7 protein-coding genes are annotated in these 17170 nt (G+C 38.6%); 4 read left to right on the top strand and 3 right to left on the bottom strand.

The annotated features are described in order from the left end of the window. Positions 1-58: 58 nt before the first annotated feature. Both CLU83_RS15785 and CLU83_RS15780 read right to left on the bottom strand, forming a co-directional pair. Positions 59-859 carry an IS3 family transposase gene (locus CLU83_RS15785; protein WP_100432491.1) on the bottom strand — a complete coding sequence of 267 codons (801 nt, stop codon included), beginning with the start codon at positions 857-859 and terminating at the stop codon, positions 59-61. An 8-nt stretch (positions 860-867) separates the two neighbouring features. After that, complete coding sequence (locus tag CLU83_RS15780) at positions 868-1266, bottom strand: transposase (RefSeq protein WP_100432490.1); 399 nt, start codon at positions 1264-1266, stop codon at positions 868-870. An 84-nt stretch (positions 1267-1350) separates the two neighbouring features. Here CLU83_RS15780 and bioA point away from each other — a divergent pair, with 84 nt between their 5' ends. Further along, on the top strand, positions 1351-2622 hold the full coding sequence (bioA, locus tag CLU83_RS15775; RefSeq protein ID WP_100432489.1) for an adenosylmethionine--8-amino-7-oxononanoate transaminase: 1272 nt from the start codon (positions 1351-1353) through the stop codon (positions 2620-2622). Positions 2623-2821: 199 nt separating this feature from the next. Further along, complete coding sequence (locus CLU83_RS15770) at positions 2822-3976, top strand: beta-ketoacyl synthase N-terminal-like domain-containing protein (RefSeq protein ID WP_100432488.1); 1155 nt, start codon at positions 2822-2824, stop codon at positions 3974-3976. Positions 3977-4090: 114 nt separating this feature from the next. Here CLU83_RS15770 and CLU83_RS15765 read toward each other — a convergent pair whose 3' ends face one another. Then, the gene (locus CLU83_RS15765; RefSeq protein ID WP_100432487.1) at positions 4091-4567 is read right to left on the bottom strand and encodes a regulatory protein RecX; all 477 of its coding nucleotides are present in this window, start codon (positions 4565-4567) and stop codon (positions 4091-4093) included. A gap of 475 nt (positions 4568-5042) precedes the next feature. Between CLU83_RS15765 and CLU83_RS15760 the strand changes: the two genes are divergently transcribed. After that, on the top strand, positions 5043-6476 hold the full coding sequence (locus CLU83_RS15760) for a hypothetical protein (protein ID WP_100432486.1): 1434 nt from the start codon (positions 5043-5045) through the stop codon (positions 6474-6476). A gap of 605 nt (positions 6477-7081) precedes the next feature. Beyond that, positions 7082-17113: a hypothetical protein gene (locus tag CLU83_RS15755; protein ID WP_157802116.1), complete on the top strand. Its 10032-nt coding sequence runs from the start codon at positions 7082-7084 to the stop codon at positions 17111-17113. Positions 17114-17170: the final 57 nt, after the last annotated feature.

The following is a 17170-nucleotide window of genomic DNA, read 5'->3' as shown; positions in this document are numbered from 1 at the left end:
AAGTATGAGCGTTTGCACAAACCCTCATACTTTTTTTACTTACACACTTTATGGGATACTACCTAGAAAATGAGCCATCATTAAACCACTTATTTTCAAATTCTATCGGACTTAATTTTCCAATATTGTTATGAGGTCTTTTGTTATTATAATGATTTACAGCTTTTTCGACACATCTTTTTAACTGTTCAAATGTTTTTGGAGTCCAATAATCCAAATACTCTTCTTTTATTGTTCTATTTATTCTTTCGGCATAAGCATTGTCTTGTCCAGAAAGAGCCATGCTGATTTTACTTTTATTGACCTTTAGCAATTCATTGTATTCTTTGCAGATATATTGGCTGCCTCTGTCTGAATGATGAATTAATGGCGCTTTGTTACCTTTTAATGCTTCGTTTAGCGCATTTATATTGGCTGTGGCTCTCATATGGTTTGATACTTGATAACCAACTATTTTCTTTGTGTAAACATCGATTATAAATACAGCATAATAAAACTTATCGCCAACATGTATATAGGTGATATCCGACTGCCAAATCATAGAAGGAGCGTTTAAACTCATCCCTTTTATCAAATTTGGATAATAAATCGATGACGCATAAGTTGTTCTCCTATAATTCTTTTTCTTTTTTATCCTAAATCCCAAATCCATAAACAAATCCACAAATCTATCTCTGCCTATAAAATCGGGTTTAAGGCTACTATACATCTTCTCAACCCCACAACCAGGGTGATCTTCCCTTAGTTCCTCAGCTTCTATTATTAGATTATGGACATTTTTATCAAAAACAGTTTGTCTGTTCGAATACTGACTTACGGCTTGTTTACTAACTCCAACAATTTTATAAAGCTGATTCATGGAAAATTTTACTTTTTCTTTATTATTTCTGAACCAGTCGATTGTGGGGTATTGTAGTTTTTTTTAATATCAATATTTAAATCATCTTTGGCAATGTCAATCATTTTCTCCAAATAATCAATCTTAATTTGCTTTTGACCAACAATTTGTTCTAACTCTTTTACTTTCAGCTCGAGCTGTTTTAGTTTATCAATACTACTTCCTTTCATTTCAATAACTCTAAATCCTTTTTCGTTAAAAGTAGAAAATTTATAAATCCATTTATAAATCGTAACATTATTGATTCCGTAAAGTTTTTCCAATTGAGGAACACTAAACTTGCCACTTTCAAAAATAGAAACTATTTCCCGTTTAAAATCTTCTGAATAATGCCGATTCTTTCGAATATTCTTTAAATTTGCTTTCATATAAATTGACTTTTGTGGTCAACATATATCAGGGACATACATTAGTCTTTTTTCTATACTCTGTTATCTATATTCTTTTATCCAATGACTTTAATCGAAAGAGACAGCCAGCATCTTTGGCATCCTTATACCCAGCATAAAACGGCAGCTCTTCCTATTGCAATTACTAAAGGAGAAGGAGCTTTGCTTTGGGACGAAAACAACAAAGAATACATTGACGCCATCGCTTCCTGGTGGGTCAATCCTTATGGACATTCTAACAAATACATTGCCGATGCGATTTATAAACAGCTGACCACATTGGAACATGTTTTGTTTGGCGGTTTTACGCATGAACCAGCAATAATTTTGGCTGAAAAACTTTTGGCTATTTTACCTGATAATCAAAAAAAAGTGTTTTTCTCGGATAATGGATCTACATCGGTTGAAGTGGCGATTAAAGTGGCTTTGCAGTATTTTTACAACAAAGGCGAAAAGAGAACAACAATAATAGCTTTCGAAAATGCTTTTCATGGCGATACTTTTGCCGCAATGGCTGCCAGCGGAATTTCATTTTATACGCAGGCTTTTCAAGGAATGTTCATTGATGTGATTCGGATTCCAGTGCCTGTAAAAGGGCAGGAGCAAACAAGTTTTGATGCGCTTAGGGAAGTTATAAAAAATCATGATTGCGCTGGTTTTATATTTGAGCCTTTGGTGCAGGGAGCAGCCGGAATGGTGATGTACGAACCCGAAGCATTGGATCAATTAATTAAAATTTGCCAAGAAAACAATGTTCTCACGATTGCCGATGAAGTAATGACGGGCTTTGGGAAAACCGGTAAAACGTTTGCCTGTGATTATTTGGAACAAAAACCAGATATGATGTGTTTGTCCAAAGCGTTGACTGGAGGCACCATCCCGATGGCGATAACGACTTTTACCCACGATCTTTTCGATGCTTTTTATGATGAAGATATCAATAAAGCATTATTTCACGGCCATACTTTCACCGCAAATCCTACAGGCTGCGCAGCGGCTTTGGCTAGTTTGACTTTGTTGGAAACAGCTACAATACAGCATAATTTGGTTAGAATAAATAAAAGCCATTTAGCATTTAAAAAACATATTGAAAATCATCCTATGGTTACGGCCACGAGAGTTCTCGGGGTTATTTTTGCATTGGAAATTAAAACAGAAACTTCGGCAAGCTATTACGGAACTTTGCGCAACAGGCTTTATGATTTCTTTATTGAAAATGGGGTGATTCTGCGGCCGGTTGGGAATATCGTTTACATTTTGCCTCCTTATGTGATTACCGATACACAACTGAAAAAAGTGTATGAAGTGGTTGAAAAGGCTTTAGATATCGCTTAGTTATTTGCCACAGATTAGACGGATTAAACAGATTCACACGGATTAAAAAACTGTTTTTATCAGTAGTATCTGTGTCATCTGTGTGCCATTTACGCTCACAGGTTAGCAAATAAAGGGTTGATGTAAAAAAGGAACATAATTATTTGCGGACTTTGCGTAAAACTTTGCGACCTTTGCGGTCAAATCACAATAGAATATTTTGTCACAAATTATCTCCATAACCGCCATAACATCCATTTCGTCATTAGGGAATTCATCTGATACTGTTTGGAAAAATTACCTTTGGGAAAATCCTTGTTTCTCAATACAATTTCTGGATCATCAAAATACTGCTGTTGCCGCACTTGATGAGGATTCTAAGACAGAAGTTGAAGCCTTACGGCAATCGGACATAAAGTACAAGTCTTTGGATAAATCCGTTCTGTTTGCAATGGCAGCTTCACGGAAAGCGATTGAAAAAGCAGGATGGAATGATAAGGATATTTTCGGAATCAACATTGGTTCCTCCCGCGGGGCTACTGATTTATTTGAAAAACATTTTCAGGAATACTTAGAGAGTGGAAAGGTGCAGACTTTAGCTTCGCCAACGACCACACTAGGGAATATTTCTTCTTGGGTTGGTCATGATCTGCAGAGTTCAGGACCCGAAATTTCACATTCCATCACTTGTTCTACGGCACTGCATGCGGTTCTTAATGGTGTGGCGTGGCTTCGTTCAGGTATGGCCGATAAATTTTTGGTTGGCGGCAGTGAAGCACCTTTAACCGATTTTACGATTGGTCAAATGAGGGCTCTGAAAATTTACTCCAAAAGTGACGAAAAATATCCCAACCGTGCTTTGGATCTGGACAAAAAGCAAAATACCATGATTTTGGGAGAAGGAGCAGGAGTGTGCTGTCTCGAAATTGGGAAAAAAGAAAATGCCTTGGCTTTTATTGAAGGCATCGGCTATGCTACTGAAATTTTGGAACACAACATTTCGATTTCTGCAGAAGCGGACTGTTTTCAAAAATCAATGAAAATGGCTTTAGCAAACACAGATTTATCCGAAGTTGATGCCATCGTGATGCATGCTCCAGGAACGATAAAAGGTGATTTAACGGAATACAAAGCTATTGAAAAAGTCTTTAGCGGAAACATGCCTTTATTGACAACCAACAAATGGAAAATTGGACATACTTTTGGCGCATCAGGAATTTTGAGTATGGAAATGGCTATTTTGATGATGCAGCACAATCAGTTCATCGGAGTTCCTTTTGCGGAAGCGCAAAGACAGACAAAACCTATTCGTAAGGTATTGGTCAATGCGGTTGGTTTTGGAGGGAATGCTGTGAGTGTGCTTTTGAGTATTTAAATGTACATTTTTTTTAGCCGCAGATTTGTACGGATTATACCGATTTCACAGATGCTTTCAAAATAAATCAGTTTTATTGATCTATTTATTATGACTTTGTTACTAATAAACTGTTTACTGCTCACTGCTTTCTAATTCTTTTACTTTATCATAAATTAAATTACTTTCAAATCCTCGGCGGAGCATATAATCACAAAATTTCTTTCTTTTTTTTAGGACATTTTTTTCTGTGATGGAGTTCCAATTCCTTTCGGCTAATTCTTCAAATGTGGTGATGTATTCTTCGGGTTCAATTTCTTTCAGGGCAATATTGATCAGTGTCTGATTGATATTCCGCATTTTTAGTTCATTGGTAATTCGGATTTTTCCCCAATGCTTGATGCGGTGTTTTCCACGGGCAAAACTGCAGGCAAACCGTGATTCATTAAGAAAATTGTGTTCAATAAGATGCACTATAACTTCATCAATTTCTGACGCATCCAATTTCATGCTCCATAGCTTGGACACCACTTCCTGATGGCAGCGTTCTTGATAAGCACAAAAATGTTCTATTTTTTGAATGGCTTCTTTGGTCGAATAGACTTCTTTCATGAACAATGCTATGTTTTAGTTGTCTTGACGCAAAAGTAATTTTTTTCGAACGAAGAAATAGAATGTGCTTCATTTTTATTGTTTCAACAAGCTGGGTCTAATTCTGTTTAAATAGGAGCCATAAAGAAACATAGATTTAATATTAAATTATCAAGGGATGAATTGAAAGACTACTATTTTTTGCGCAGATTGGTTATGAGAAAAGTAAACGTCTATCAAGTTCTTCTTATGTACTATAAAATCTATTTTTCTATGTGTTTAAAAATAATTATACCCAGCGGGTTAAATCTCGATTATTATGTAAGTTAATTATTACTGTAAATTAAAAAATATGTTTTTAATCGATTAAACGTGCTTTTCTTCTATTTTTTTAAATTTATTCATTAAATTCGAGTATGCTTTAAATCCCAAAATAATAAGTTACCTATTTAGATGATTAATTGAATACTGAACATAAATTTAACAGGCTATTCTTATGAAAACAATTTTACTTTTAATGTGTGGTCTTTTCTTGATTTCACAAGTTTCTTTCGGAAAAGAGATGAATACAAAAGCTTCGGCAGGTAATAATGAAATTAAGTTAGAGCGTAGTGCTTTTAAGAACTCAAGTGTCTCAAAAAAGACTCTTATAGAAAGAAATAGAGTTTGGCTGAATTTTTCCAATGCAGAAGGAGCTTTTAAACAGCTCTTGGTGGGTTATATTACCGGAGCAACCAATGGCTGGGATAAATTGTATGATGCTGTTACTTTAGATTCGAATCCATACGTTGATTTTTATAGTATTAATGGAGGTAAAAGACTAACCATTCAAGGAAGAGGTCTGCCATTTTTGACAACTGATGAAGTACCATTGGGTTACAAAACGACTATAGTTGGCACATTTAATATTACTATAGACCATGTAGATGGTTTGTTTGTTAATCAAGATGTTTTTCTTAAAGATTTAGTTACCGGCGTTACTCATAATTTAAAAAACGGCACTTACAGTTTTACAACATTAGCAGGGAGATTTGATGATCGTTTTGTGTTACTTTATGTTAATAGTACTCCTGTAGTACCACCAGCAGCACCTCCTATAGAGCCAACTGTAACAGTTCCAGAAGTTCCAACTCCAACCGTAACTGAACCAGTTGTTCCTGTTCCAGCCGTAACCGAACCGGTTGTAACAGTTCCAGTCGTTCCAGCTCCAACCGTAACCGAACCGGTGGCAACAGTTCCAGTTGTTCCTGTTCCAGCCGTAACCGAACCAGTTGTAACAGTTCCAGTCGTTCCTGTCCCAGCCGTAACTGAACCGGTTGTAACAGTTCCAGTCGTTCCAGCTCCAGCCGTAACTGAACCGGTGGTAACAGTTCCAGTTGTTCCAGCTCCAGCCGTAACCGAACCAGTTGTAACAGTTCCAGTTGTTCCTGTTCCAGCAGTAACCGAACCGGTTGTAACAGTTCCAGTTGTTCCTGTTCCAACCGTAACCGAACCAGTGATAACAGTTCCAGTTGTTCCAGCTCCAGCCGTAACCGAACCAACAGTAACAATTCCAGAAGTTCCAACTCCAGCCGTAACTGAACCTGTTACAATAGTTCCAGAAGTTCCTGCTCCAGTCGTAACTGAGCCAATTGCAACAGTTCCAGAAGATTTGGTTCCAATTGCAGTTAATACTCTTAAAAGACTTTATAGTGGCAAGGGAAACCCATTGATTGTTTCTGTTGAGAATAATGAAATAACGATTAATTCAGCAGAGGCTTCCATAAATGAAATTTTTATATACAGTATGGGCCAAAAACAGCTGTTTGAAAAAAGAAATATCAATACCAATGAATATGTGATTAATGACTTAGGTGTTGCTAAGCAAGTATTAATTATCAAAACCCAGCTTAAAAACGGTAAATGGACAACCAGTAAAGTTATTTTATAAGCTGTTTTTTTTTAAATCTCTATTAGCCTCATTTTGTAGTTACAAGATGAGGCTTTTTTATGCCGTCACAATTTTTTGAATCTGATGGCTTTTACTATTTTTGCTGAAATTTTCATACGATTTTAAAAAAACATGATTGTTGTTATTTTTTTAATGTTTAGATTTGTAGCATATTAAGTGTGTTTTGTTTAGAATAGATAAAACAAAATACAAATGAGGACTGCTTTTGTATGTAAAAAATATGTAAACAGTCTTATAGATTTGTAAAATAATAGAATAGCCTCACCCCCAATGCCTAAATTGTATGAATAAAACTTTACCTACTGTAGCTGCTTATTTATCTCCCCAGATAAAAAAGCTAAAAAATTATTATTCTATTTTTTCAAAATTGATAATAATGGTTGTGTTTGATCACTTAATCAAACAGGATAGCACAAGACAAGATTCAGTAAATCTTTTGTATCTGCGCTAGCCTTATTTATTTCCTTTTTTTTCTAAAAGTATAGCTAGTATTCTTGCTTGAATCCGTACGGATTTCGAGTTATGAATAATTTTTGCCTAAGGAATCAAGCCCCTATTATATAAAAAATAATTCCCCCAATTATATGAAACTAAAATTACTATTCACATTTTTATTATTGATATTGCTGCAAACAAGTGGGTTTGGGCAGTCAGGTTGTAATGTCGTTAAAGGAGGAGATTTCACAGGCAATGCCTCAGGCTGGACATTAAAAGGAGATGCCTCAGGTTGGTATTATTCTCCTTGGGCTCTAAATGAGATTTACATTGATGCTGATAATGTAGTTGATGAACCATTATCACAAAGTATTACAGGATTGTTTGGTAATACGTTAACTGTTTCTTTTAATATTAAAGGGCAAAATGCAAATAGAACAGCTTGTAATACAACTGCTACATTAAAGGTAAGAATTGGTGGTGTGCTTTATATGACAATTACTAACCCAGCAAATAACACTAATATAACTGCAGCTAATATTGCTACTTCTAATGGTGCTATATTCTCACAACCAACATTCTCTATAAGTTCAGTAGACCCACTTACACAAGGAACAATAACATTTTCAATTCCGTGGGTGTCGGGAACAACAGCAAATCTTGAGTTTCTAGCGACTACTTCGAATACTGCTGTAGGAACTGGAGCGTGTGCTACTACAAGTGGAGGTGATGACTGGATTCTTGATAATATTTCGGTTGTTGCAAGTGATCCAACAGATTATGTGATGACTGGCTCAAATGGCTGTGCAGGAACTAACACCGCAATGGGGCTTAATAACTCTCAAACAGGAGTTGATTATCAATTACAGCGTAATGGAACAAACATAGCTGGTACTCTAGTTTCTGGAACAGGAGCGGCTATCAGTTTTGGAACTCAATCAACAGCGGGTACTTATACAGTAGTTGCTATAGTTGGAGGTCAGAATTGTAAAGTTATGACTGGGAGTTTCGTGATATATTCTATGCCGACAATAACCACAGCAGCAACTCCTGCAGTGGTTACCGCAGTTTGCCAAAGCGCGAGTGTTCAGACCACGACAATGGCTTATACGGCTACTACTAATAGCCCAACGAGTTATAGTATTGATTGGGCAACGCTGACTGATCAGGGTTCTACTGCATTTGCATTTACAGCAGGAGCAGGAAGCGTAACTGGGATTTCAGTTCCAGCGGGTACAGCTTCTGGAACATATACAGGAACAATGTCAATTACAAATGGAGGCTGTACGATTACAAAAACAATTACACTTACCGTAAATGCATTGCCGACAATAACAACGACAGCAACTCCAGCAGTGGTTACGGCAGTTTGCCAAAGTGCAGGTGTTCAGACCACGACAATGGCTTATACGGCTACCACAAATACTCCAAATAGTTATAGTATTGATTGGGATACCTTAGCAGATCAAGGCTCTACAGCAATTACTTTTGTAGCCGGTAGTGGTAATGTAACTGGAATTTCGGTTCCAACGGGTACAGCAGCAGGTACTTATACAGGTACAATGACAATAACTAATGCAAATGGATGTAGTGCTACAAAAGCAATAACCTTGACTGTAAATACTACCCCGACGGTAAGCATAACCAATCCATCGGTAGTATGTTCGCCAAGTACTGTCAATTTAACTGCTTCAGCGGTTACAACAGGTTCAACCTCAGGTCTAACTTATACATATTGGACTAATTCTGGAGCTACAACTTCATATAGCACCCCTAGTGCCGCAACAGCTGGAACTTACTATATAAAAGGTACTACTGCTGCGACAGGCTGTTTTGCAATTTCGCCGGTAACGGTGACTGTAAATGCAAATTTAACAGCTTCGGTAAGTATTGCGGCTTTGCCAGTTGGAGCAATTTGTGCAGGAACTTCCGTAACGTTTACAGCCACTCCAACTAATGGTGGAACCCCAACTTATCAATGGCAATTGAATGGAGCAAATGTTGGTACAAGTGCAACAACTTATACCAATGCAACTTTAATGAGTGGTGATGTAGTTACTTGTATTATGACCGCAAGTGCTACGCCCTGTTTAACGGGAAGTCCCGCAACATCGAATGCTATTACCATGGCATCATCAGGGCCTACAGCAACTGGGGTAACTATTTGTCAGAATGGCTCTGGATCTTTGACTTCTGCAACTATTTGTACAACATTAACATCAAATACGGGTGCTAAACTCCCATCATCTGGAACAAATGTAACAGGTGTCGGTTCAGAGGCATGGTTAAATCCGGGTCGTATTACAGCCAATGATAATAGTCGTGCTTCTGTCTCAATCAATAGCGGTAGTTTTGGACGTACGAACTATTTGCAAGCGAAGAATTTTGGGTTTTCTGTGCCAACTGATGCTACCATTACTGGTATAGAAGTTTCAATTAATCGATATGCTTCGGTTAGTACTTCAACTAATAATGTTATTGATGTTACAGTAAGTTTAATAAAGAATGGAGTGATTACCTATACAGGTTCGGCTGCTGACGGTGATAATAAAAGTCTGGGTCCTAGGTGGTCGACGACAAACTCTGATGTTTTAACTTATGGAGGAAACACCGATTTATGGGAGGGTACAACTACAGGTACCTGGACCCCAGCAGATATCAATAATGCTAATTTTGGTGTTGGTTTGTCTGCATATTTCTTTAGAAATAGCGGTACTGTAACAGCAAATGTTGATGATGTTCAAATGACGGTATATTATATACAGGATGATATTCAGTGGTACACAACATCCTCAGGAGGAACAGTAATTGGTACAGGATCTCCTTTTAACCCGGTTGGTGTTACCGGTTCAGGTTTGGTCGATACTAGTATTGCAGGCACAAAGACTTATTATGCTGCATGTCCTTCAGCTCCAAGCTGTAGAACAGCGGTTAATTATGTGATTAATGCTACTCCAACACCAACAATAACAGGCACATCTCCGGTTTGTTCAGGAGTTACAGGTTCTGTTTACAGCGTGGCGAATGTTTCAGGACACACGTATTCATGGACAGTAGTTGGAGGGACGGTAACGGCAGGCGCTGGTACAAATTCCATTACCGTAACATGGGGAGCATCTGGCACAGGCACAGTTAATGTTACACAAACGATAACAGCGACGGGCTGTTCAGCAGCAGCGACGCAAAAGTCAGTAACTATAGATGCATTGCCTACACCTGTAATAGCGGGTACTTCACCAGTTTGTTCAGGAGTTACAGGTCCAGTTTACAGTGTTGCGAATGTTTCGGGTCACACGTATTCATGGACAGTAGTTGGAGGGACGGTAACGGCAGGCGCTGGTACAAATTCCATTACCGTAACATGGGGAGCATCTGGCACAGGCACAGTTGATGTGACACAAACGATAACAGCGACAGGCTGTTCAGCGGCAGCGACGCAAAAGTCAGTAACTATAAATGCATTGCCTACGCCAGTAATAGCGGGTACTTCACCAGTTTGTTCAGGAATTACAGGTTCTGTTTACAGCGTGGCGAGTGTTTCCGGCAATACCTATTCATGGACAGTAGTTGGAGGAACGGTAACGGCAGGCGCTGGTACAAATTCCATTACCGTAACATGGGGAGCATCTGGCACAGGCACAGTTGATGTGACACAAACGATAACAGCGACGGGCTGTTCAGTGGCAGCGACGCAAAAGTCAGTAACGATAAATGCATTGCCTACGCCAGTAATAGCGGGTACTTCACCAGTTTGTTCAGGAGTTACAGGTTCTGTTTACAGCGTGGCGAGTGTTTCCGGCAATACCTATTCATGGACAGTAATTGGAGGGACGGTAACGGCAGGCGCTGGTACAAATTCCATTACCGTAACATGGGGAGCGGCAGGTACAGGCACAGTTGATGTTACACAAACGATAACAGCGACTGGTTGTTCGGCCGCAGCTATGCAAAAGTCAGTAACGATAAATGATAAACCAACAATTGCTGGTATAGCAGTTCCCGTGGCATTATGTCCAGGAAACTCTTTCAATCCAGCAACACCTACAGTAACAGCGAATGGTTCAGCTGTAAGTTCACAAGGCTGGGAGATATCTACAGCATCTGGGGGAAGCAGTTATTCGCCACTAACACTTCCTTACATAGTTGCTTCTACAGATAATGGTAAGAATATCCGTTATTCGGCAACTAATGGATGTGGTAATACCACTAGCAATGCTGTTGCGTTATCTGTCAGTACGCCGGTTATTACTCCTGCAGCGGCAGTAGGAACTGCTCCCTATACTTTTACTATCGATAATCCAAATACTTATACGACACCTAATGCTAATGGAGGCCAATATGCTTTACTTAACGTTGTTAAGGGATTTACGTATACATTTTCGGTAGGAGATGCTTTTGCGGGTTCAAGTGAAGTTTTAACTATTTTGGATGCCTCAAATGCTAATGTATCGCCTGCAGCTACTGCAGCAGGTTCAACAGGATGCACAATTACTAATTGGGTTTCTTCTCTATCGGGACAAATAAAAGTTGTTTTAACAGAAGGAAATTGTGCCGCCAATGGTACAATTGGAAGCTCGGGAATAGCGATTACATTAACAGGAGTAAACAATACCCTGGATAATCAACTAGTGGCAGGTACAGATTCATGGATTGGTCATGTTTATAACATTCCTTTAGCTGCATCGCCTGCAACAGGAGCCTATAATGCGGCTATGTTTGCACCTAGCGGGCTTACAGGTTATGCGGGTTATTATACAGAATCGGAAAGTTTTGGGTTGCAGCAATTTGGCGGAGGGAGCCAATATAGTTGGCCAATACTTTCAAATGGGAATACTTATACAAACATAGATACACAAGGTTTTGCAGTGCGTTATCGAATGAAATCTACTAAACCAGCTGGCTGCTATTTAGTAACAATTAAAGGTGATGATGGTACTAAGTTATATGTTGGCAGTAACACAGTAGTTGCTAATCAAAATAACTGGGGAGATCATGGGACAACAACTTATGCGAGTGTGCTTGTAAATTTTCCAACTAATAGTACTGATTTGGTTTTTGATTATTATGAAAATGGAGGTCTAAGTGAAGCTTATTTTAGTATAGTTCCTTATGATCAGGCAAGCAATGTGATAACACCTGCAGCTACTCAACTTTGCAGCGGTGCTACTACAACTATTAAAGGATCCTATGACTATGATGGAAATCCTAACAACACAAACTCCAACCCTTCTTTTACTTTTTCGTGGGAAAGTAATACTGATGGAGCAGGATGGGTTACCGTTGCAGGTGAAATAGGTTTAGATTATACACCACCAGCTCTTACGGCTACTACAAATAATATAGTAACTCAATATAGAAGAACTGCTACACCAGTTTCTGGAACGTGTGCAGCAACGGTCAGTAATGAGGTTACCATAACGACGAGTCCAAGTATAACGATACCAGCTCCAGTATTAGTGGCAGCTACAAATGTTAGCTGCACTGGTTTTACGGCCAATTGGACTTCAGTAAATACAGCCGTAAATTATAAATTAGATGTTTCAACAGTAAGTAATTTTGCTAGTTTTGTTGCGGGTTATAATGGTTTGGATGTTGGTCTGGTTACTTCATATAATGTATCAGGGATTAGCGGAACAACCTATTATTATCGTGTAAGGGCTTATAATGCTTGTTCAAGCAGTACCAGTACAAACGCAGCATCGGGACAAAGTGTAACTACTAGTTCGACGCCTATTACAGCAACAACACAGGTAGGAACGACTCAAACTTTTTGTATTGATAATGGAACGACTTATACTAGCGGTAATACTACAGGTGGTCAGTATGTTTTAGTGAATGTGATTAAAGGCTTTGCCTATACATTTTCTGTTGGAAATGCTTTTGCTGGTTACAACGAAAACATAACCATTTTAGATGCGGCAACAGATACTAGTGTCTCGCCCGCAACTTCTGCAACAAGTGCAAGTGGTGTTACCATAACCAATTGGGTTTCTTCGCTTTCTGGTCAGATAAAAGTTGTTTTATCAGCGGTTGGCTGTAATACAAACGGAACAGCTGGAACTTCAGGAATAACGGTAACTCAGACAGCACTTGGTAATACACAAGAAACTCAAAACGAAGTTGGGAATAATAATACTTGGGTAGGTCATATTTATAATGCTGGAGGAGCTACACCTGTTCCATTTAGCACTGCTAATTATGCTGGTTATTATAATGTTCCTACAGAAACAATTAATGAAGGTTTTGGAGGGAATGCGAATTGTTTTGCAGTTTATTCTAATGGTACACAAAGGGCAAGTGTTTACACAGAAGGTTTTGCTGTTCGTTATAAAATGAATACCACCAGAAATGGTTGTTATTTGGTTAACGTTAGAGGGGATGATGGAGTAAGACTTTCTTTAAATGGAACAATTATTCTTGATAAATGGCAAGAACAATCATCTACAAATTATAATAATGTTTTAGTTAGTTTAGATGGGAATGATGATTTTGTATTAGATTATTATGAAAATGCAGGTGGAAATGACCTTGGTTTTACAATTACCCCATTTGATTTGTCAACCAATACTATTACGTCTTCTGCTGCATCAACAATTTGCAGTGGTACTGCTGTCGCTTTAAATGGATCTTCTTACCTTGTTAATGGAGCGACTAATACATCTTTAACTTTTCAATGGGAGTCCGCGCCAAATAGTACCGGTCCATGGACAAATACAGGAGTTACTACAGAAGATTATACTGTATCGCCAACCATAACCACTTATTATAGAAGAGTAGTAAAAGGTGCAACATCAGCTAGTTCTGGTTGTTCTGTAACTAGTGATCCAGTAGTGATAAATGTAGGTACATCTACAGCTCCAACAGGGATAACAGGGACGGCTGCAATTTGTGATGGCGGTTCTACTACGCTTACTGTAGCTGGTGGTGTTTTGGGAACTGGAGCTACTGTTGAATGGTTTACAGCTTCCTGTGGAGGCACAGCTGCAGGGACAGGAAATAGTATAACGGTTTCACCAACGTCTACCACGACATATTTCGTTCGTTATAGTAATGGAGCTTGTAATACAACAGCTTGTGCTTCGCAAGTAGTAACAGTTAACCCTTTACCCAACAACGTATCTAATGGTTTCTCAGCAATAACCATGTGTGCAGGAGGAACTCCGCAATTAACTTTTGATGCGGAGGACTCGACTTTTACGGCAAGTGGTTATAGTATAACATATAAAAATGATACTACTTCAACACAATATACAGAATCCATCACATCTTCATCTTTAACTACTTTTCCTGCAGGTGGCAGTCCAACTGTAAATACAGGTTATACATTGCTTTCAATCACTAATGGGAATGGTTGTACTAATTCAACCTCTTTCTTAGATTCTGGTGCTAATTTGATTGTTCGTCCTATGGCTACAGCGACCATTGCCGGCACAACAACTGTGTGTGTTGGTGCTACGTCATCTAATATTGTTTTTACAAACCCTAGAACGGTTTCTGTAACTGTAACTTATAAAATCAATGGTGGTGCGGATCAAACGATAGATATTTCGCCGAGTACCACTTCAAGCATAGCAGTTTCAACAGCCACTGGCGGTAGTTTTGTGTATAATTTAGTAAGTGCTGTATATAAAGATAATCCCACTTGTTCTAATGCTATTACTGGACAAAGCGCAACTGTAACGGTTAACACTGCTCCAGCAATAACAACACCACCGACTAGTCATTCTGTATGTGAAACAGGTAACACTTCATTTACGGTTGCTGCTTCTGGATCTGGATTAACCTATCAGTGGCAGTTGAGTACTAATAATGGGTCAAGTTTTAGTGACCTTTCTAATACTGGCGTATACACAAATGTAACAACGGCTACGATGAACATCACAGCAGCGACTATAGCTATGAATAACTATCAGTATCGTTGTGTGGTAAGCGGCAGCTGTACGCCAGCTGTCACTTCTAGTGCAGCTACTTTGAGTGTGAATTTTGATATAGGCGGCATTTCATTAAATGGAGGTACACCTTTGGCATCCAATAGTTTTGTATTGTATTGCCCATCAACTACAGCAACCTTTAGTATAACGCCTGTGCCACTAGCGACAACCTATACTTGGCTTGTTCCAGCTGGCTGGAAAACGGAAGGAGGTGTTGCAATTACGGGACCAATTATTACTGCTATTCCTGAATTAAAAGTGATTACTGGCAGTAGTACAGATAACGGTAACGTTGCAGTTACTGCCTCTAATATGCTTTGCCCTAGTTATATATGGGTTACATTGACCAATACAGCGCCATCGGCATTAGCCATTTCAAAAACAGACCCAGTTTGTGCTGTTCCTACAGGGACTGTAACAGCTACGCCGCCTAATGTAGCCGGAACATTGACTTATACTCTTATTAGAGCAAGTGACAGTCCAGAGACTACAGTTGGAACAAATGGTGATGGAAAATTTAGCAACCTCTCGGGCGGCGATTATGTAGTGACTTACCAGATAAATTCAGGATGTTATTCAGACAGAAGCAATTCTGTATCCATAGTGCCGCTGGCTACAAAAACATGGAATGGCTCTTGGTCTCCTGCCGGAGTTCCAACAATAAACGATTATGTTGTTTTTGATGCCAATTATAACCTGCCATTTACAGTAAATTCTTGTTCTTGTGTGATCAATTCTACCAAAAAGGTTACTATTCGTTCTGGATATGTTTTAAACATTATAAACGGTTTGGATGTGCAAGGGGAATTGATATTTGAGAATGATGCCAGTTTGGTACAGTTAAAAAATGATGCTGTCAATCACGGATCAATCACTTACAATCGTACTACTCCTTTATTGAGAGATTTAGATTATGAATACTGGAGTTCACCTGTGGCAGCTCAAAAGCTGAGTGATTTGTGGGTTAGCGACAGGTATTTCAGGTATACTCTAGGGAATTGGGAAGCACAAGGAGGTAATACCACTATGGATATCGGCAGAGGATATATTATTCGTGTACGAACAAATAATCCTTTCAAACAAGAAGTTGTGTTTAAAGGAGAGCCAAATAACGGAATAAAAACAATAGCTACACAAGGGAGTAACAGAAGCAATTTAATAGGGAATCCATATCCTTCTGCAATAAGCGCCCGAAAATTTATGGTTAAAAATGATGCAGTTGTGGGAGGCTTGTATTTTTGGACGCATTTCACTGCGAGGAAATTAGTTGGTAATAAATTTATTTATGACGCGGATGATTATGCTGTGTTTAATTTGACCGGAGGAAGCGGCACTGTGCCTACGCCTGCACCAAGTACTGTTAAGGCTGGCGAACCTGGAGTAATTCCTTCAGGTGAAATAGCGGCAGGACAGGCTTTTTTTGTGGTTAGTGATAAAGATGGTGTTTTTACCTTTGATAACTCACTGCGCTTTGACAATAATGATTCTACTTTGGATGATGATGATGAAACTATAGGTAACAGTCAATTTTTCAAACAGGCGGGTACTAAGAAAACTGCAAAGATTGAGAAGGATAGAGTTTGGCTGAATTTAACGAATGAAGGCGGTGCTTTCAAGCAGTTATTAGTGGGCTACGTTACAGGAGCGACCAATGATTTTGATAAATTATATGATGGGGTAACCCGCAATGGAAATGCCTATGTAGATTTCTATAGCATTAACAATTCGAAGAATTATACTATTCAAGGACGCGGATTGCCATTTGATAAAACCGATGAAGTGCCATTGGGTTACAAAAGCACTATAGCGGGAACATTCCAGATTGGTATTGATAATGCTGATGGCGGTATGGTAAATCAGGCAATTTATTTGGAAGATAAAATCACTGGCAGCATTCATGATTTAAAGACTGGATCGTATTCTTTTACAACAGAAGTAGGGGTATTCAATGACCGCTTTGTGCTGCGTTATACTAATACTTCTAAACTGGGTACAGGAGATGTTGAAACCAAAGGAAAAGGAGTTTTTGTGTCTGTAAGAAACCATCAGATAAAAATCAATTCTTTTGACCAGACTTTGGCATCTGTAAAAGTATATGATCTAAAAGGAAGCTTGTTGTATGATAAAGATAAAGTGAACAAAAATGAATTCATTATTGACACTTTAAATGCCGCTGATCAGTTTATGGTTGTCATGATGCAGCTGGAAGATGGCAAATGGATAAGCGAAGAAATTATTTTTCATGAATAAATGATAATTTTTTTTAAAATTTTGATCCCATTCTGTTTATTCAGAATGGGATTTTTT

This window comes from Flavobacterium sp. 1, assembly GCF_002797935.1.
Lineage (GTDB): Bacteria > Bacteroidota > Bacteroidia > Flavobacteriales > Flavobacteriaceae > Flavobacterium.
The sequence above is the reverse complement of the archived record's forward strand: the minus strand, read 5'-3'. Positions and strand labels throughout refer to the sequence as shown.